At 49.5% G+C, this 17357-nt stretch carries 18 protein-coding genes; 7 read left to right on the top strand and 11 right to left on the bottom strand.

The genetic code is table 11. From position 1 onward, the window contains the following. Positions 1–162 precede the first annotated feature (162 nt). The 6 genes from ACFPB1_RS05835 to ACFPB1_RS05810 all read right to left on the bottom strand — a co-directional run bounded on the left by ACFPB1_RS05835 (position 163) and on the right by ACFPB1_RS05810 (position 4290). The gene (locus ACFPB1_RS05835) at positions 163–1410 is read right to left on the bottom strand and encodes a vWA domain-containing protein (protein ID WP_379222913.1); all 1248 of its coding nucleotides are present in this window, start codon (positions 1408–1410) and stop codon (positions 163–165) included. Beyond that, complete coding sequence (locus ACFPB1_RS05830) at positions 1388–1741, bottom strand: hypothetical protein (RefSeq protein WP_379222911.1); 354 nt, start codon at positions 1739–1741, stop codon at positions 1388–1390. Before ACFPB1_RS05830 ends, ACFPB1_RS05835 begins: the two co-directional genes overlap by 23 nt. A 137-nt stretch (positions 1742–1878) precedes the next feature. Then, positions 1879–2829: a helix-turn-helix transcriptional regulator gene (locus ACFPB1_RS05825; RefSeq protein WP_379222909.1), complete on the bottom strand. Its 951-nt coding sequence runs from the start codon at positions 2827–2829 to the stop codon at positions 1879–1881. A gap of 132 nt (positions 2830–2961) precedes the next feature. Further along, on the bottom strand, positions 2962–3549 hold the full coding sequence (locus tag ACFPB1_RS05820) for a zeta toxin family protein (RefSeq protein WP_379222906.1): 588 nt from the start codon (positions 3547–3549) through the stop codon (positions 2962–2964). A gap of 248 nt (positions 3550–3797) precedes the next feature. After that, on the bottom strand, positions 3798–3989 hold the full coding sequence (locus ACFPB1_RS05815) for a hypothetical protein (protein ID WP_379222904.1): 192 nt from the start codon (positions 3987–3989) through the stop codon (positions 3798–3800). Positions 3990–4113: 124 nt separating this feature from the next. Then, positions 4114–4290 carry a helix-turn-helix domain-containing protein gene (locus ACFPB1_RS05810; RefSeq protein ID WP_379222902.1) on the bottom strand — a complete coding sequence of 59 codons (177 nt, stop codon included), beginning with the start codon at positions 4288–4290 and terminating at the stop codon, positions 4114–4116. A gap of 464 nt (positions 4291–4754) precedes the next feature. Here ACFPB1_RS05810 and ACFPB1_RS05805 point away from each other — a divergent pair, with 464 nt between their 5' ends. The 5 genes from ACFPB1_RS05805 (at position 4755) to ACFPB1_RS05785 (ending at position 10690) form a co-directional block, all read left to right on the top strand. Continuing rightward, entirely contained in the window at positions 4755–5567 is an 813-nt protein-coding gene (locus ACFPB1_RS05805) for a hypothetical protein (RefSeq protein ID WP_379222900.1), read from the top strand. A 135-nt stretch (positions 5568–5702) separates the two neighbouring features. Next, positions 5703–7226 carry a tyrosine-type recombinase/integrase gene (locus ACFPB1_RS05800; RefSeq protein WP_379222898.1) on the top strand — a complete coding sequence of 508 codons (1524 nt, stop codon included), beginning with the start codon at positions 5703–5705 and terminating at the stop codon, positions 7224–7226. Between the two features lie 2 nt (positions 7227–7228). After that, complete coding sequence (locus ACFPB1_RS05795) at positions 7229–8332, top strand: tyrosine-type recombinase/integrase (protein WP_379222896.1); 1104 nt, start codon at positions 7229–7231, stop codon at positions 8330–8332. Between the two features lie 13 nt (positions 8333–8345). Further along, the gene (locus ACFPB1_RS05790; protein WP_379222894.1) at positions 8346–9284 is read left to right on the top strand and encodes a tyrosine-type recombinase/integrase; all 939 of its coding nucleotides are present in this window, start codon (positions 8346–8348) and stop codon (positions 9282–9284) included. A 224-nt stretch (positions 9285–9508) separates the two neighbouring features. Further along, entirely contained in the window at positions 9509–10690 is a 1182-nt protein-coding gene (locus tag ACFPB1_RS05785; RefSeq protein WP_379222891.1) for a tyrosine-type recombinase/integrase, read from the top strand. Positions 10691–10846: 156 nt separating this feature from the next. On the opposite strand, the gene rlmD is transcribed toward ACFPB1_RS05785, so the two are convergent. The 4 genes from rlmD to ACFPB1_RS05765 all read right to left on the bottom strand — a co-directional run bounded on the left by rlmD (position 10847) and on the right by ACFPB1_RS05765 (position 14955). Then, positions 10847–12463 carry a 23S rRNA (uracil(1939)-C(5))-methyltransferase RlmD gene (gene rlmD, locus ACFPB1_RS05780; RefSeq protein ID WP_379222888.1) on the bottom strand — a complete coding sequence of 539 codons (1617 nt, stop codon included), beginning with the start codon at positions 12461–12463 and terminating at the stop codon, positions 10847–10849. 50 nt (positions 12464–12513) lie between these two features. Continuing rightward, positions 12514–13455, bottom strand: a complete 942-nt coding sequence (locus ACFPB1_RS05775; protein ID WP_379222886.1) for a diacylglycerol kinase — start codon at positions 13453–13455, stop codon at positions 12514–12516. 365 nt (positions 13456–13820) lie between these two features. Further along, positions 13821–14660 carry a sirohydrochlorin chelatase gene (locus ACFPB1_RS05770; RefSeq protein WP_379222884.1) on the bottom strand — a complete coding sequence of 280 codons (840 nt, stop codon included), beginning with the start codon at positions 14658–14660 and terminating at the stop codon, positions 13821–13823. 4 nt (positions 14661–14664) lie between these two features. After that, the gene (locus tag ACFPB1_RS05765; RefSeq protein WP_090638924.1) at positions 14665–14955 is read right to left on the bottom strand and encodes a YerC/YecD family TrpR-related protein; all 291 of its coding nucleotides are present in this window, start codon (positions 14953–14955) and stop codon (positions 14665–14667) included. A 310-nt stretch (positions 14956–15265) separates the two neighbouring features. Between ACFPB1_RS05765 and ACFPB1_RS05760 the strand changes: the two genes are divergently transcribed. Beyond that, positions 15266–15913, top strand: a complete 648-nt coding sequence (locus tag ACFPB1_RS05760) for a hypothetical protein (protein WP_379222882.1) — start codon at positions 15266–15268, stop codon at positions 15911–15913. Positions 15914–16140: 227 nt separating this feature from the next. On the opposite strand, the gene ACFPB1_RS05755 is transcribed toward ACFPB1_RS05760, so the two are convergent. Next, positions 16141–16296, bottom strand: coding sequence for a hypothetical protein (locus tag ACFPB1_RS05755; protein ID WP_379222880.1), 156 nt, complete (start codon positions 16294–16296; stop codon positions 16141–16143). A gap of 214 nt (positions 16297–16510) precedes the next feature. Between ACFPB1_RS05755 and ACFPB1_RS05750 the strand changes: the two genes are divergently transcribed. Then, positions 16511–17152, top strand: coding sequence for a DUF975 family protein (locus ACFPB1_RS05750; protein WP_379222878.1), 642 nt, complete (start codon positions 16511–16513; stop codon positions 17150–17152). Positions 17153–17357: the final 205 nt, after the last annotated feature.

Genomic DNA, 17357 nt, shown 5'->3' with positions numbered 1-17357 from the left:
AGATCCCTGCCAATGAACGTAATCTTTTATTTGAGATTGATTTAACACTTACTTATTCTTCAAATTAAACGATTCTCCTTCTAAATTCAGACCAAGATTCCCATTTTTCGACACTCCGATAGTCCAACCGGACCTGGATCTCCTGGCTTAGGAGGCCATTCACTATTTTCGTTTCATACGGCGATACTTTTCTTGATGCAGCTCCTTACGCTTCTTGCTGGAATACTCGAAATTCTCCAGCTGACTGTATAGCTTAGCTGATTCTTCAGCCATGACCGGGCTGCTCATAGTGACGGACATTTGAAGCATTTGATCTGCCTGAGCTTTCAGCAGGTTCTGACCATGTTCCATATCCCCCTGATCGAACGCTGCCATGGCTTCTTCGATGACCTTCGCAGATTTGGTCAGCTCAACCTGCTGTACCACTTGGGGATTTTCGGGCATGTTTAGCAAGTTGATATCTGACGTAAAATGAGCTATTACATCCATAGTAGTGCTGCAAGCTGCAGCGTTCTCCGTCACGTCAACGTACTCCCAGAATAATTGGAGTACATGATGCTCACCCTGCGTATGAGGATGAAAGGCCAATTCTACGAGAACAGACTTTACTTCATCCTGATATAGGTCGCCGGCGTGAATAAAAGCATGCCCTTCTTGATTATCTACCGGATACCCGTAAACTCCGACAATTTGGGTTCCATCCGATGGAACCAACCTAAGTTTGACATTCTGAGCGACCACGGATAGCAGCCCTTGTAACTCTTGCTGAAAAATCGAAGGTATGTCATCTGCCTTTTCAATATAGTAGAAGTTTCCACCGCCATGCTCCGCAATGCCTTCCATTAATTCTTCATCGAAACCGTCGCCGACGCCCATAGCACTGATCCCGACACCAGAAGAACGGTATTCCTTTGCTATGGCAAACAGCTTCTTGCGATCCGTAATTCCTTCGTTGGCATGGCCGTCTGACAACAGAATGACACGGTTCACCATTCCTTCGGCCTTGTTCTTCCGGACATGCTGCGCTCCTTCAATCAAGCCCCCGCTGAGATTCGTTGTTCCACCAGCTTCAATGGTATCGATGCGCTGCTTGATCAGATCCTTATGCGTCACTTTTGCAGGCGGTAAAACGGTTCTGACTTCGTCATCAAATGCAACCAGACTGAGTAAATCATGGACATTCATCTGTTCAGCGACAAACCGGCACGCTTTTTTGCTGTACATCAGAGGCTCTCCCGACATGGACCCGCTGCGGTCCAATACCAGAGAAAGATTGATCGGAGCGCGGTCTTTAGCGTCTTTCATCCCTCCAATCCCATGTGTTTCGATAAGGAGATAAATCTTCTCCGCTCCTCCAGTCGGTAAAAATGGCTTACTCCATGAATGATTAAACAACACAGGCTGATTCATCTTGCATCTCCTTTCTCCGAATCGATTTCATTAACTTCTTTGCAGCGCGGCTGTTTTTGGCAGTTACATAATTCGCCCATTTATGAATGCTGATATATTCCAGAATTCCAAGGCATGTGACTAAAGTAATGGTATTTGTTTTTTCATCTCGCACATATCGCCAATAGGTCTGATCAAAGTAGACGGCAGGCTTCCCTTTCCACTCCAAAAAACACAAATCTTTTCTCGATAACTTCCGCAATTGATTTTGAAAATGATAGAAGTCGTCTTGACATGTCGCCGCTCTCTCACAATAACGTTCAAAAGCGTGTTTCGTTATGATGAGCTTCATTTAGCCAATGTCCTCCTTCTTTTCGTTCTTGTCCCCATATATTAAACTTTCCCTTGGGCACCTATTTGTCAGCGAATATATGTTCGCAAAAAGAAACCCCGCTTCTTAGCGAAGCGAGGCCCCTCTATAGGTTACTTTTATTGATACATCATGATCCACTGCGACAACTGCTGTTTTAGCGCTTCCCGGACGGTTTTAGGTTCCAGAATTTCCGCAGACGGACCATACTGAAGGATCCATCTTAAAAACTCTTTTTCATTATTAACAGTTACTTCGAAAATAAGGCTGCCGTCCTTCTGATCCTTCATTCGCGGTTGTACGAATAATTCTTCTTCCTTAATGTAACGAGCGACTTCAGCATTGAACCGAACTTTGAACGTGACGTTCTTATCCCCACGATCAATGGACCACGTGTTCTTCAAGTATTTTTTGATATTGAAATCGCCTTTGTCGAACCGTTGCCCGGTAAGCTCCACTTGCTGAAAACGACTAATCCGAAAGGTCCGAATGTCCTGTGCTAAGTGACAATACCCAATCATATAAAACCGCTGATCGCGTGGAACAAGATAATAGGGATCGATTTTGCGCTCCGTCGTTTCATTGCGGTATTGAGTATGATAGACGACGTCGATTGTTTTATGCTCCAAGATGGCTTGAATGATTGGCTGCAGAAAGTTGGGGCTTTCCTGACGGTACGCAGGTGTACCCATTTGAATGACACCGACGATATCCTCAATGATATTATTTTGGCGCGATTTCTCTTTAAGATGAGTGCCTATTACCTTATCATATGCTGTATCGAAACCTGGAGGCAGCTTGTCCTTGTCCAGCATGGAAGGGAGCAAAGAAAACACGAGAGCTTCCTGTTCGGTAAAGTTAAGAGGATATAGGAAGAACTTACCCATAAACCGATATCCGGTTCCCCTGCCCTCTCTGGAAACCGGAGCAATCAGTTCGAGTATATCCATATCTCTGTAAATAGTCCGGATGTTCACATCACATTTGAAAGCAAGATCTTTTGCCGAGATTCCAGGGTTCGCTTGTATTGCATTAATAATATTGAATATGCGAATGATTTTATCAATCATGACAATCCCCTCTATTTCCCATAATAGGTAACATCCTTTTTTTGATTATCGTATCATGGTTAGAGGAATCTATGAAGCAATACTTTAGTTTATATAACAAAAGAACAGCCTGAATTTTCCTGACTGTTCTCTCTATGTCTGAAATCTCTGCTCAATGCGTTCACCCCATTGAGGAATAGAGTCCAAGCGATAAGTTATTGAACCGTTATCTGAACCTAGAATAATCTTGCCTTCTATATGACTGTTATCTATAACGATCAGATGGTCAATTAAGTGAAGATAAGAAAGCAAATTTCCAATTGAAGTATCATGTCGTCTGATAATATCCTCAGTAGGAATGTGATGCCCACCGTTTTTAACTCGAGCTGCTACCCGCTCGATATTCAGGCGATAGTCTCCCAAGCCAACATAAAACATAGTTACTTCGTATCCGCTTACCTTGGCATCTTGCATAAGACGGATGGCGTTGCCCCCGGCCAATGTTGTTTCAATTGAGAAGTTACGGCTGTTTTGAATGCAATCTCTGGCCAATTTTATGGCTTCTTTCCCAGCGGTTACTTTTCGTCTCTCAGGATGATAAGAATCCATGCCTCGTGCCAATGCATCAGGATCAATGTTTATACTGAGCCCGAGCTGGTCAACAATCAGATTACGGATTGTACTTTTCCCACTGCCATTGTTGCCGGCAAAGACATACAGGATTGACATTGTATCACGCATGACTGCCATCACTTTGGGATACAGGAACAATGTTACCGCCACTGTATTCCTTTACGATTTGGCCTTCGCTTGTTTTGTATACTATGTATGTTTCGTTGGCTTTGGCATCCAACTTAGCTCGATCGCCCGTAAGTTTGATCAACTTTTGGAGATCTTTGAAGTTCATTTAGCTCACCATCCCGTTACTCCAGTATTGGCCTTGATTCGATTATAACACATAAGAATTTTCCGGCTATTCTTAACGAACATCAATCAATGATCACATCTATTTGATTCCCATTTTCAGGTCTGTTGTACATTCGACATGTAATGAGTGCTTGCTTAATGCCAGCGATTTTTCCTTTCAGAAATTCGTCATTAGGTTCCAACTGAAGATCCCGCAGTAATTCAGCTAAGTTCCGTTCAAAATATTCAATCAAATCATCAATTTCCTTTTTCAAAAGATGGCCCCTCTCTCAAAATATCATCAAAGTTCCAGCAATGATTATATCAATTCATAATGATAACCAAAAACAGCAGGAAAGTCCTTTTATGGGGACTTTACCTGCTGTATTCTTGATTCTATTAAACCGATAAGTGTGCTTTGCTTCTCATCCATTCCTCGATCATATCCATGCTAAATAAAATTCTTCTGCGCACCCTTATATGAGGAATCTGATTCTCACGTACCATCGCATAGATACTGTCAGTGGATACCTGCAGATAACTCGCAAGTTCATTTACGGTTATTATTTGCTTCATTCCGATCGCCTCCAGGTTAATTCTTTTGAATTGATTTATCCTTGAACTTATTGTAAAATGTGTATCAATTACAGGCTTGGCCTGAAGTGAGCATTAATGAGGAATCAACGTCCTACTATAAGTCTGCCCTTTTATCCCTTTTCGCCTTTTGGGATAGCATGTGGCTGTAATCCTTTCATATGAGAGACTAAGCTGCACTTTACATCTGTTGATGTGAAGTGCTTTTTTGTTTTGAAGTCGAGCCAATATTTTATGAACTCATCTTCAAAACATAAGTGTGCAACGATCTGGTTAAACAAGACACGAAATCTTACTCGGTCTTGGGCCCTCCTTTTCAGGAGGTTGGTTTAATGTTGACTAGAATGAGTATTCCCGCGGCCCGACTTTCTATAGGAAAACTTACTCAAGTAAGAATTTCTATTGATGGTCAAACAACGATGTATCATTGTCATTGGTGATCCATTATGAGTAAGAACGGTAATAATTTCTACCCGCTTTATAGGGCCGAACCACTTCAGCAAGCACAAAATTATATAAGCATCAAAGATCCTCAGAAAAAAGGCGAACTAAAACGTTACTTAAAAGCAATGAAATATAAAGAGATTTTGATCATCCAGAGTAATCGCAGCCTATGGGAGCAACTATTAAGAGATCCTGATCCAATCTTTAGACGACAACTCTGCACAATAACTTATAAAATAACTCAAGAACAAATTGCACACAACGTATCAGGTTCAACAAAAACTGGATTTTCGTTGATCAACCATACGCTGCGGCCGGACTATTTGATCACATTCATTCTAGCAATCATGTTTAATGTCCCGTGGCAAATTATCACTGAAAAAGAACCCGTCGAGAACTCATTTAAAGATTTTACGGAATATAATCTCGACGGGTCTGCAAAAAGGATCAGCGTTGAGGCACTTTATGAAGAGAAGGATCGTGTTGGTCGAAACATTGCTGGATACTTAATCACAGATGCTCAGCGCCTGCTTGAACAGGCTGGACCCCTAACGACAGGACGCTGGGTGACTACGTATCCGGAATTAGATTATTTTGAATTTCATTTACCACATGAACCCGTCCTTCATAAAGCCAAAAGAAAAGAAATCCTCAACACCTTTCCGTTTGCTACGCATTTAGTGACAACTTACTTACCATTACGATCAGAGCGATCTTTATGGGTGATGGGACCAAAACCTGGGAAGCTTCAAGAATATCAACAAACTTTAATGGAATTAGATTTCCGGGATGAGACAGATATTCGTGAAATCTAAATCATATTTGAATCAGACCATCTTCCGATTCGGAGGATGGTTTTTCTTATACAAGTAAGAATTTTCAGGCAGCAGATAATTATTGGCCACCCTGTTGGTGTAGTGAAAAACTCATCTGCTGTGGGAGGAATCAGTATGGAAAAGGATATGAAAGCCCAACCCCCTTCACGTTTGGAAACCGAAGAAATAACAAAAGAATCTTTTCGGCAGAATGCTTCTTTAAACGAAAAGATTCTTCTTTGTGAAGGTATGTTTACTGATCTTCGTGACGATCATGATATTAGAAAATTAACTCGAGCGAGGATTGAGAGCATGCTTTACGCGAGTAATCTTAAACAATCGGAAGCACCGATCAATGTTCATATTGGACGACAGGGAATCAACCAGTGGATATGGGAAAACAATGTGATACCTGAAATTCCAACGAATGTTTTGAAGGAATATCTTAAGCAGAAGCTGACGTATGATGCCTTTGCTTTTTATAACGAGTACATCATGGTTCGAGAACTATCGCAAAAAATTGCTGCACATTTGAAGATACCTGTCAGTGATATTTTAGATAAGCAATTCACGGACAATGAGGTCTTGACGTATTTATCATCATCATTTGCAACAACCGGTAGAAAACAGAACCTAATGGCGTTTATTGTTCAGCACGCAAATCAATTTCTACAGACTACCTTGCAAGATACAGAAAAATATAGCCTGCTCTTTACGCCATTGAAAACAAATAAAGGAACACCAGTTCATCCGAAGATTGAAATGTATATGAAACAGTTAACAAAAGAGGGCAAATCTGATCATACCAAAGCAAGAGTCAAGACGCACATCAATTCTTTGTTGGTTTGGCTGGTAGACAATATGAAGGATTTCGTAGCTTGCCAATCTCATACTGTTCCAATCTTATCCATTAAAGAGACCCATCTACAGGAATTTCGTTCCTATCTACTGAAGAAACAGCGAAAAGGAGAGTATAGCCTCATTACCATTAGTGAATGTATCTATGCTATTAGAAGCTTCTTTTTATTTTTGAAAAAAACTTTCGGATTTCCAGACCCTGCAAAAAAAATTAAATCGATTAAAGCAGCTCGATATCGTTTCCGAAACTTACCTACTAAAGAACAGGTCACTGTGTTTTTTAATGTTATTGAGGTATATTCCGAGAATCCACTTATGGAGCGGATCGCTTTTCAATTCATGCTTACACTTGGCTTGCGTTCTATGGAAATCTCACAAGTATCGTGGAATGACATTAATATGGAAATCCGAACGATTTGTATTCACAGTAAAGGCGGAAAATATCACGAATTACCACTGTCGGGAGAACTCTATCGTGATTTAAAAATGTTCCATAGCGTTCCTTCGAAGTCTACATACTTATTTGGCGACGATCCAAAAAGAATTGTAAGGAAATTTCAAAACAACTATAAATTATACAGCCATATCGCTGGCTGGACATTCCCCGGCGGCTTACATTTATTTCGCCATTGTTTCGTAACGAATCTAGTTGGTCAAAATCCTCCACCACAAGTGATTCAAGCACTTACGCGGGTAATTAAAATGGACACGGTTAGTTTATATACCCATCTAAATCAGATTTCAAATTGGCTTTCACAAGAAGTGAATAAGCTTGATTATTCATACCGAGGAGGTAAATGAGCATGCCTATTTATGATAAAGAATTCGAAATGGACCTCTTATTGGAGGACAAAATTAAAGAAATGGCCGAAGCATACGGTCCCCATAATTTTCTCCAAGCTTTAAATCAAATGGATTGGATTCCAAAATCGACAAACAACGAAAAAGCTCGTAAGCATGTAAAACTAAGTGATGCTGTCGAGTTCTATTTTTCGAGCGATTCATTTACTGAACTTGCGGAAAAATCACAAGTAGCTTATCGCTATGAAATGAATTGGTTTATCAAATTCTGCAATCAACATTTCGATCAAGACCCTGATTTCAAAACGATTTGTACCTCTCAACATTTAAGTGATTACTTGGCTCCGGTGAAAAATAAAAATACTCGAAGCAAAAAGGCTGCCTTTTTGAGAAGCTTTTTGCGAACCATTCTTGAGCATTTTTATGAAGAAAAGATAGATAAACTAAAGCGGGTATTAAAGGTGGAGGTTGATAAACGACGTGTACCTCGTGCATTCACTAAAGAACAAATTGATGAGTTGATACTGCTAGCTAGATTAGGACGTGAATCACATCGGAACTTTATTATACTGTGGACGTTTCTCGGGACCGGGATACGCCTCAGTGAGCTATGTTCTCTTCAAATTGGAGACATTAAACCGCAGACACAAGACATTTGCGTTCGTTCAAAGGGCGAAAAAGAATTTAAAACTCCATGTAAAATCACTAATTTTTCACTTGAACTGCTGTGTAAGTATGTAAATTTCAGGTATGGTGCCCTTAAGGAGTCAGCCAATTATTCTGAGCTATATGTATTCTCCGACGATAAGGGTATTACACCACTCCATGAGAGTACTATTCAAAAAATGTTTACCAATCTCATTGATGAGGCGTCAACTATTACTGATGATGACAAAAGAGTTTATCAGCTATCTGTTCACTCTCTCCGTCATTCGTTTGCCCTTTATTTGCTGGAATCAGGTGTAAATATATATACGATCCAAGAGCTGCTTAGGCATAAGTGGCTCAGCTCAACACTGGTTTATCTTAAAATGTTTGATAGCATGCTTGTTAAAGTAATCAATCAACATCCATTAGGAAATCTGAAAGTCAATGATTTTTTCTAAGGAGATCCGATAGATGAACAACATTTTATTCGAATCCAAGTACTATAAATTTTGGTATGAGCATGTAGATCTTACAGCGAAAGAATATGTTGAACGCGACCTGCGAAAGTTTGAAAAGTATTTGCATTTGAGAGGATTTGAAGGCGAACTTGATTTCGACAAATTCCATGCCAGCCCAAAGCATCCCGGCTCATTTCGACCCATTCAGCAATACTTTATCGACCAATTTGTAGAATACCTTCGCGAAGATTATCAGGCAACGAAGAATGTTATGTACAATGCGATCAGTTCTTTAAAAAATTTCTTTAAATTCCTATATGACATGGAGTTGATTCAACTTAACCCAATGGAGGACTATCCTAATCCATATTATGACCGGCCGATCAAAAATACTGCTCTTTCAAAAGAGGAATGCCTTGCTCTTCTCGGTGCTGCCTTAAAAAAAGATCCTTTCTTTCGCCAGGAATTCGTTTTGATCTGGTTCATGCTGATTACTGGGGTTAGGAATTCAGAAGTTGTATCCGTTTCTCGAACCAGTGTTAACCTAGACACCAGGATGGTAATGATAATAGAAGGGCAGAAAAATGATGCTCGTTCTACTAGTATTACTACTGCTCTATCAGAAGAGCTTAGGCGGTATGTCAATCATCCGAACTACATAAATTGGGCAGAAAAAGGTAGAGATACATTATTCTTTCGAAAGGACAAACCGTTAACTGGTGATACGTTACGAAAATTACTAAAGAATTTATGCCTCGAAGCTAATTTATCCAGAATCGCAACCCCTCACGATTTGAGGCGTACAGCTGGCTATCTCATGCAATCAGCCGGAATGAACATGGTCGAAATCCAAAGGCAGCTGGGGCATCAGATAATGGCTACAACATTACGCTATATCCCACCGTTGAATGACCTAGCCAAAATCCTGGCCCAGGAGGTTGAACAACAGTAATAAATGTGTAACTGCAAGCTGCCCGATTATTATTAGGAAATGACAATAAGTATATAGTAATAAATCAAGCTTAAAGGGTCTCGTTAGCGGCGAGACCCTTTTTCAATACTGTATTTATGTCATCCACGTTTCTTTTGAAACATTAAGGGGAAAAATGTAAATATACTTTGCTGATTTTCATTATAACAGCAGAACACTACACTCTGGAGTTGGAGAGATTTAGTATGGCTAACATTCAAAAGCGTGGAGACAATTCGTGGTTCTTGACTGTAAGCCTTGGTAAAGACCACCAAGGCAAGTATATACGACGCACAAAAACCGTTAATTGCCGTACCAAAAAAGAAGCTGAAAGCGAATATGCAAAATTTCGTCAGGAAGTTGAAGCTGGTGAATATATCGCACCACAGAAAATGACATTCGGAGCGTTTGTTGAAGAATGGCGCAATAAATATGCCGTTAAACATCTGGGTTATAAGACATTGTATACATACGAATCGAATCTAAAAATTCGTATCCTGCCTGCTTTCCAACACATGCAGTTAGAGGATATTAAGCCCCTCCATATTATAAATTTTCTCGATAAACTTGAAAAAGAGGGCAGCCGCGGAGATAAAAAAAATGGAGGTTTAGCCTCTGGAACGATCGAGATTAATCACCGTATCTTAAAAAACATTCTAAAACGTGCAGTTGAATGGAGAATCATCAAACGAAATCCGGTTAGTGACGTGCAAAAACCAAAAGTCGATTCAAAGGAGATTATCCCATATGATGAAGCAGAAGTTGAACAAATGCTTCGAGCACTGCAATGTGAACCTTATCACTGGAGGATAATGATTACTTTAGCTCTTACAACTGGATTACGACGGAGTGAGTTGCTTGGACTTGAATGGAAGCATCTTGATTTTAACACGGGCGTGTTAGATGTTTCACAGAGCATGATCCATGCTCTGAAAGGTGAAGTCATCGTGAAACAGCCTAAGACAAAGAAATCCATTCGTAAAGTTGCATTACCAAACTCCATGCTTAAAGAGCTAAAAGAATATTACGACTACAGAATGCAGGAACGAAATAACATCGGGGATGCATGGCGCGGCGGCAATTGGTTTTTTATGTTTTCACATACAGATGGGCAACCTTTCCATCATGAACGGCCCTATCTTTGGTTTCGACAGTTCGTTAAGAAAAACGGGTTTCGATACATTCGATTCCATGATCTTCGGCATACCTCGGCTACAATTCTGATTAACCAAGGTGTTCATGCCAAAATCATTTCAGAACGGTTAGGACACGGAAGCATTACTACAACAATGAATATTTACGGCCATGCTCTTCGAACTGCAGATCAAGCCGCTGCTGATAAATTCGAATCATTCTTTACATCTAAAGCTGCACAAGGACAATATTGAAGACGCCTAGGTATTTCCTGGCGTCTTCGGTTCATTTAGGCTAACTTCTGATCGCTTTTTACATCAATTTTACATCAAGCCTAATTTCCGTCCTCTGTACTAATAACTTTTTGAATCTGTACCATATCAAAAAATCCAGTAAATATAAGGATTATATTATGCTGTACCATTCCTCACCAACAATGCGACCGATTCTACGTGCACGGTATGCGGGAACATATCCACCGGCTGCACCTCCACCGTCCGGTACCCGCCATCCTCCAGCACGCGCAGGTCGCGCGCCAGCGTGGCCGGGTTGCACGACACGTACACTACGCGCTCCGGCTTCATTGCCAGGATTGTGGCGAGCAGCGCTTCGTCGCAGCCTTTGCGCGGGGGGTCGACGACGATGACGTCGGGGACGATGCCTTCTTCGCGCCAGCGGGGGATGACGACTTCGGCCGGGCCGGCTTCGAAGGCGGCGTTGGCGATGCCGTTGAGCGCGGCGTTGCGCTTGGCGTCTTCGATGGCCTCAGGCACGATCTCGACGCCGTGGACATGGCCGGCTTGGCGCGCCAGGAAGAGCGAGATCGTCCCGATGCCGCAGTAGGCGTCGATGACTTGCTCGGTGCCGGTCAGCGCGGCGTATTCGACGGCTTTGCGGTAGAGCGCCACCGTCTGCACGGGGTTCACTTGGTAGAACGACCGGGCGGAGATGGCGAAGCGGATGCCGTCCAGCTCGTCGTAGATGACCTCGCTGCCCCAGAGGACGCGGGTCTCGTCACCGAAGATGACGTTGGTGTCGCGCGGGTTGATGTTCTGCACGATGCTCGTCACGCCCGGGATCGTCTCGCGGATGCGCGTGATCCACGCCTCGACGTTCGGGATCCGCTTGCCGTTCGTGATGAGCACGATCATCGCCTCTCCGGTCACGAAGCCGACGCGCGCCATGACGTGGCGGAGCAGGCCTTGGCCGGTCGCTTCGTTATAGGCGGTGATGCCGAGCTCGCGGCCGATCTGCTTGACGCGGGCGACGATCTCGTCGTTGCTGTTGTGCTGGATGAGGCACTCGTCCATGTCGATGATCCGGTGGCTGCCGCGGGCGTAGAAGCCGCCGATCAGGCGCTCGCCGTTCAGATCCGGCTGCGGCAGGCCGTCCTTGCCGTGGATCGCCCCGCTCACCGCCATGCCCATCGGCACGGACGCCTTGTTGCGGTAGCGCCACGGCTCGCCCATCCCGATCGTCGGGTGCACGATCACCGCGCGTTCGCCCGCTTCGCGGCGGGGCGCGCCCTGCTCGAGCGCGTCGAGCATGTCTCGGGACGCGTCGGTCGAGGCGGCAGCGGCAAGCGGAGCCACCCGCAGCTTCCCGATCCGCTCCAGGCTGTCCACCACGTGCTGCCGCTTCCACCGCAGCTGCGCGGCGTAGTCCATATGCTGCAGCTGGCAGCCGCCGCACTGCTTGTAGATCGGGCACGGCGCGTCGACGCGGTCGGCGCTCGGCGCGACGATCTCCGTCAGCTTCGCGTAGCCGTACGTCTTCTTGACCTTCATCACGCGCGCGCGCACGGTCTCGCCCGGAAGCGCCCCCTGCACAAAAAGGGTAAAGCCGTCCGCGCGGCCTACCCCTTCGCCCTCGTGCGTCAAGCCGATGATCTCGACGGTGACGTCGTCGTTCTTGTTGACCGGCGCCTGCGAGGCGCCGCTTGCGGCCGGCTTCGCGGATGCCACATGGCTGCCGTTACGCCCTGCGCCCGCTCGGCCTCCGCCGTTCCTGCTCTTGAACTTGCTCATTGTCTTAACCCGCTCCATGCACCGCACACCCATATGGCGCGCGGTTTGCTTTATTTATAAGTCGAATTGCCTGCTTCATCGACGATAATGTTCAGATGCGACGGCAGCACCGTGAACGTGCACGGCAGCGTGCCGCCGTACTCGCCATCGAGGTTCAGCTGCACGTAATCCGGCGTCGTGACGGTCAGCTGCCGCGTCTTGAAGCTGACGACGTGCGGATCGTTCAGATGCTCGCCGCGCAGCGCGAGGGTCGCGAGGCGGATGAACTCGCCGAGGTTGCATTTCTTCAGCACCACGACGTCGAACAGCCCGTCGCTGAGGCTCGCGTCCGGGGCGAGCTTCTCGAAGCCGCCGACGGAATTGCTGTTGCAGATGAGGAACATCATGATTTCTTCGTGAATCTCGCCGATCTCCTGGGCCTGGAGGCGCAGCTCGGTCGGCCGCAGGCGGGTCATTTTCTCGAGCCCCTTCATATAATAGGCCAGCTGCCCGATCATCGTCTTGAGTTTGCTCGGCACCTCGTACGTCAGCTCCGTCAGGGAGCCGCCGCCGGCGATGTTGATGAAATACCGGTTATTCGCCTGACCGAGGTCGATCGGCCTCGCGTACTGCTGAATGATGAGGTCGCACGCGTACTCCCAGTGCTTCGGAATGCCGAGCGCCCGGGCGAAGTCGTTGGTCGTGCCCAATGGCAGAATCCCGAGCGGCGGCCGGTGCGCCTTCTCCGCCAGCCCGTTGATGACCTCGTACAGCGTGCCGTCGCCGCCCGCCGCAATGATCATGTCGAAGCCGCGGTCCGCCGCGTCCGCCGCCGCCACCGTCGCATCGCCTTCGCTCACCGTCGCGTGGCAGCTCGTCTCGATGCCCCCGCGCTCGAGCCGCTGCAGAATATCCGGCAGCCTTCGCTTGATTTCCTCCCGACCCGATGTCGGGTTATAGATGAGCCTTGCCCGCTTAATCGTCACTGCCGCTACCTCCGAACATCCGAACATCCGGCCAAAGCCGGGAAAGGAAGGCGGCCGCCGGCACCCTGGCGAGGCAAGCACGTAGGAATACGCCGTCATGCGGCCCGGCCGAATTCATACGAACCCGATCTTCCGCCGGCGTTCCGCCTTGCCGTTCTCCCCGTTGCCAACCGCTGCCCGGCCGCTCTCGCCATACGCGCCAACGCGCTGCAGCAGCTCCCTCTCGTCCCTTGGGAACCGCCGCGCTGCCGTCCTTTCCCGCTGCCGGAATTCCATCCGGATCTGATCCGTCATTCTATGTTAATCACTAGCTGTATCGCTAGCCTTCATTCTACCCGAAATCTTCGTAAATTTCGATCTGTTGCCCTATTCCTTACTATACACCAATGCGGCTAACTTCCCAAATCCCCGCTTCCAGATGCCCCCAGTTCCGCTAGCCAATGCCTAATCTGCCGCTCCATCCAGGCCGCGATGCGCGGATCCGGCAGCAGGGCCCGGCCGTTGTACCGGTACGCCAGCCCCTCGAGCCGCTTCGGAATGACCGTCCGGGTAAAATACCCCTCGCTCAGGAACAGCGGCACGACGAGGAACGCGTCGCCGGGATGGCGCCGCTGCAGCGCGCGCAGCTTGCAGGTCGCCTGATCCGGCAGCAGCATCGCGATGTCCGCGCCGGCGAAGCCCCCGCGCGCGCATAGACGGGCCGCCAGCCGCTTCATACCCGCGCGCCAGCGGCCGTGAAACACCGCCTCGCGCGAGCCGTGCGCGACGAGCAGCAGCCGCTCCCGCGCGGGCGCCTCCGACAGCGGCGCGAGATTGCCGTGCAGCAGCTCGGCGATGTCGCCATCGTCGTCGATCGGCTGCCCCATCCGCACGCGCACGCCCGCGGGGACGCGGAAGGGCGCGAGCTCGCCCGGCCGGGCCGCCGAGACGGGCGGCGCGCCGAACGCCTGCGCGATGTCGTCCGCATGCGTGCTTCCGGACGACACAAAAAGCGGAAGGACGTAGAGTTCGCTTACGCCTTCCGCTGCCAGCCGATCGATGCCGTCCTGGATGAGACGGCCTTCCACGATTTCAAGAAACGACGACGCGATCGGCACCGCCTCCCCGCTTCCGCTATCCGGTTCGAACGCGAACCCGGCGGAAGCGGCGACGGCCGCCACGGCGTCGTCCACAAGCTTGACCCAGCCCGCTTCGCGCGAGCCGTGGCTGATGACGAGGATGCCCGGCTTCATCGGGCTACCGTCCCGAGCGCTCCAGCGCCATCTTGTACCCGTCGTTGCCGTAATTCAGGCACCGCTTCACGCGGGAGATCGTCGCCGTGCTGGCGCCGGTCTCCGCTTCGATCTGATTATACGTGGCACCCTTGCCGAGCATGCGCGCCACTTCAAGCCGCTGCGAGAGCGACTGGATTTCGTTTACCGTGCACAGGTCGTCGAAGAAAATATAGCATTCTTCCACGCTCTTCAAAGTCAACACCGCTTCGAACAGCTGGTCGACCGTCTTATCGTTCAATTTCTTCAATTGCATCGTCCGCGCTCCTCCCACCCTGACTGATATGCTCAGTGTACTGCTTTCAACGGCAATTTTCAAGCGTCACCGTTGCGGTGCTTTACAGTTCAACAGAGACAAGCGCGGCGGCTGAGCAGGGCCGGGATAGGTTGAGCAGAGGCTTGGATAGAGGCGGGATCGGTGCGGGATTCGGTGCGGGAGCTTGCCCGGGCGGAACGCCCCCTCCCATTCACCCATAAATATTTGCCCAAAGCGGGCATCCGTCCAATCCGCATAGTCGAGTATCCCATAGACTACTAACAAAACGTTGAAAAAGGTTGTGATCTGCGTGAAATATCGCTACGATCCGTCCGTCAGAAGCTTTCAGCAGCCCCTCGGCGGCCAGGGTCAAGGCCCGCAGCCTCCGGCCGACAGCCCGTTTCCGGGCATCGCGGATCCGTTCATGGGCCTGAATAAAACCGCCGGCGCGAATACGCCCGTTCCGTTCGATGCGGCCGAATTTTCGAAGGGCGTGCCTTCGATCAACATCATGCCGGCCTCGAATCAGCAAATCATCCCGCTCCCCGAGGCGCCGAGCACGCCGGGCGTGCCCGCCGTGGCGGCCGATGCGAAGGCCGATCCTGCCGCGCCGGCCAAGGGCGGGTTCAATCTCGGCAACAGTCTGAATGACCTCAAGGGCGTCGTCGACCGGATGGGCGGCCTCGACGGCATCGTCACGACGATGACGAAGGTGCAGAAGGTCGTCGGCAGCATCACCCAGATGGCGCCGCTTATCAAGGTGCTCGCCGGCTCTTTCGGGAAGAAAGGCGCTTCGGCGACGATCGCGGAGGACGGTCTCGACGAATACAAGCCGCGCCCGCGCAAGAAGAAGCGCCGCGCGACCGGCAAGAACGTCAAGGGCGGCGGCGGCGGTAGCAAGAGCGTCAAGGGCGGCATCTCGCCGAACGGGGCGAAGCGCAGGCGCCCGCGCAAATAATGCCCGCGCCTAGCGGCAGCGCACCTCGGCGAGCCGAATGCCCTCATTCGGCTGCCGGCATGTGCGCGCGCGAACGGCCGACGGCGTACGGAGCTGTCGGCTGTTTGCCGTGCGCGGGCGGGCACCGCCGACTCCGTCCGAGCCGTCGGCTGTTCGGCGTGCGCGGGCGGGGTGGCCGCTGTCTCCGTCCGAGCCGCTGTCTCCGTGCGCCGCGCGCGCATTCAGGCTCACGCGGCTCCCGGCTGGCTGCGAGCCGCCGCGATTGGCGTGCCGCCGCCTCCCGCCGCCATGTCCTGCCGCCCCACGCTGCCGCCGCTTCCCGCCACCGCCCCAAACCCGCCGCCTCCCGCCACCGCTCCAAACCCGCCACCTCCCGCCGCCACCTCGAGCCCGCCGCTTCCCGTCGCCGCTCCAAACCCGCCGCCGAGCGGACAAGCCCTGCGACCGCTGCGGACAAAAAAAGAATGACTTTTAACCGCCGGATCGGTTAAGATGAGGTTCGGGTATCGTTCAACAATCGGACACAACTCCTCCGTTCCGGGGCGCTTGCTTGCGGTTCGGACATCCATTTCAGTCAAAGGTGGTTTACCGGTCATTATGGTTACAAGCTCAGAATTGCGGGCACGGGCGCGGGAAAGCTTACGGGGGCAATGGGGCAGAGCCGCGGGGTTCACGCTGGTCCTGCTGCTGATCGGCGCCCTGCCGAACGTGCTGCCCGCGATCGGACAGATCGCCATCGAGCTTTGCGCCGGCGCGCTCGCTCTTGGCGTGTACGGCTACTTCCTGCGCGTCTCGCGCGGCGAACGTCCGCCGTTCATCGAATTATTCAACGGCTTCGCGGACTTCATCCGCTCGTTCCTGGTCTATCTGCTCGTCTTGATTTTCACGCTCCTGTGGACGCTGCTGCTCGTCATTCCCGGCATCGTCGCCGCGCTTCGTTATTCGATGGCTTATTTTATCTTGCGAGACCATCCGGAGATCGGCCCGCTCGAAGCGATCCGCCGCAGCAAGGCGATGATGATCGGGCACAAATGGCGGCTGTTCATTCTGCTGCTCAGCTTCATCGGCTGGATTCTCCTCTGCATCCCGACGTTCGGCATCGGCACGCTTTGGCTGAACCCGTATATCTATACCGCCGTTGCGCATTTCTACGAAGACCTGCGCCGGCGCGAGGAGTCCCTGAGCGGATCGTTCGCCTCCCAGCCTTCTCCTCCGCCGCCGCCTCCGAACTCGTTCTAAGCGGTTCGCCCTCCGGCGTCCGGCACGTAGACAAGCAAAGGGTTGTCCCGAATTGTCACGAATGTGGCGAGGGGACAGCCCTTTTGTTCGTGGACGGCACCCGCGTCGCATGAGCGGGCTGCTTGCTCCAGAGCTTATAGAGCCATACAACGATCGCCGCAATGACGCCTGCCGCAATCCATACGATCCGCGGGTTACCTACTAC

It is taken from the genome of Paenibacillus sp. GCM10023250, assembly GCF_042653205.1.
GTDB lineage: Bacteria > Bacillota > Bacilli > Paenibacillales > Paenibacillaceae > Paenibacillus_Z.
The sequence above is the reverse complement of the archived record's forward strand: the minus strand, read 5'-3'. Positions and strand labels throughout refer to the sequence as shown.

Bases quoted from the DNA above. Each gene is read 5' to 3' on its own strand.
- ACFPB1_RS05820 (WP_379222906.1), bottom strand. From the start codon at position 3,549: ATGCGTGATACAATGTCAATCCTGTATGTCTTTGCCGGCAACAATGGC.
- ACFPB1_RS05805 (WP_379222900.1), top strand. From the start codon at position 4,755: ATGAGTAAGAACGGTAATAATTTCTACCCGCTTTATAGGGCCGAACCA.
- ACFPB1_RS05810 (WP_379222902.1), bottom strand. From the start codon at position 4,290: ATGAAGCAAATAATAACCGTAAATGAACTTGCGAGTTATCTGCAGGTA.
- ACFPB1_RS05835 (WP_379222913.1), bottom strand. From the start codon at position 1,410: ATGAATCAGCCTGTGTTGTTTAATCATTCATGGAGTAAGCCATTTTTA.
- rlmD (WP_379222888.1), bottom strand. From the start codon at position 12,463: ATGAGCAAGTTCAAGAGCAGGAACGGCGGAGGCCGAGCGGGCGCAGGG.
- ACFPB1_RS05790 (WP_379222894.1), top strand. From the start codon at position 8,346: ATGAACAACATTTTATTCGAATCCAAGTACTATAAATTTTGGTATGAG.
- ACFPB1_RS05785 (WP_379222891.1), top strand. From the start codon at position 9,509: ATGGCTAACATTCAAAAGCGTGGAGACAATTCGTGGTTCTTGACTGTA.
- ACFPB1_RS05765 (WP_090638924.1), bottom strand. From the start codon at position 14,955: ATGCAATTGAAGAAATTGAACGATAAGACGGTCGACCAGCTGTTCGAA.
- ACFPB1_RS05795 (WP_379222896.1), top strand. From the start codon at position 7,229: ATGCCTATTTATGATAAAGAATTCGAAATGGACCTCTTATTGGAGGAC.
- ACFPB1_RS05800 (WP_379222898.1), top strand. From the start codon at position 5,703: ATGGAAAAGGATATGAAAGCCCAACCCCCTTCACGTTTGGAAACCGAA.
- ACFPB1_RS05750 (WP_379222878.1), top strand. From the start codon at position 16,511: ATGGTTACAAGCTCAGAATTGCGGGCACGGGCGCGGGAAAGCTTACGG.
- ACFPB1_RS05775 (WP_379222886.1), bottom strand. From the start codon at position 13,455: ATGTTCGGATGTTCGGAGGTAGCGGCAGTGACGATTAAGCGGGCAAGG.
- ACFPB1_RS05770 (WP_379222884.1), bottom strand. From the start codon at position 14,660: ATGAAGCCGGGCATCCTCGTCATCAGCCACGGCTCGCGCGAAGCGGGC.
- ACFPB1_RS05830 (WP_379222911.1), bottom strand. From the start codon at position 1,741: ATGAAGCTCATCATAACGAAACACGCTTTTGAACGTTATTGTGAGAGA.
- ACFPB1_RS05825 (WP_379222909.1), bottom strand. From the start codon at position 2,829: ATGATTGATAAAATCATTCGCATATTCAATATTATTAATGCAATACAA.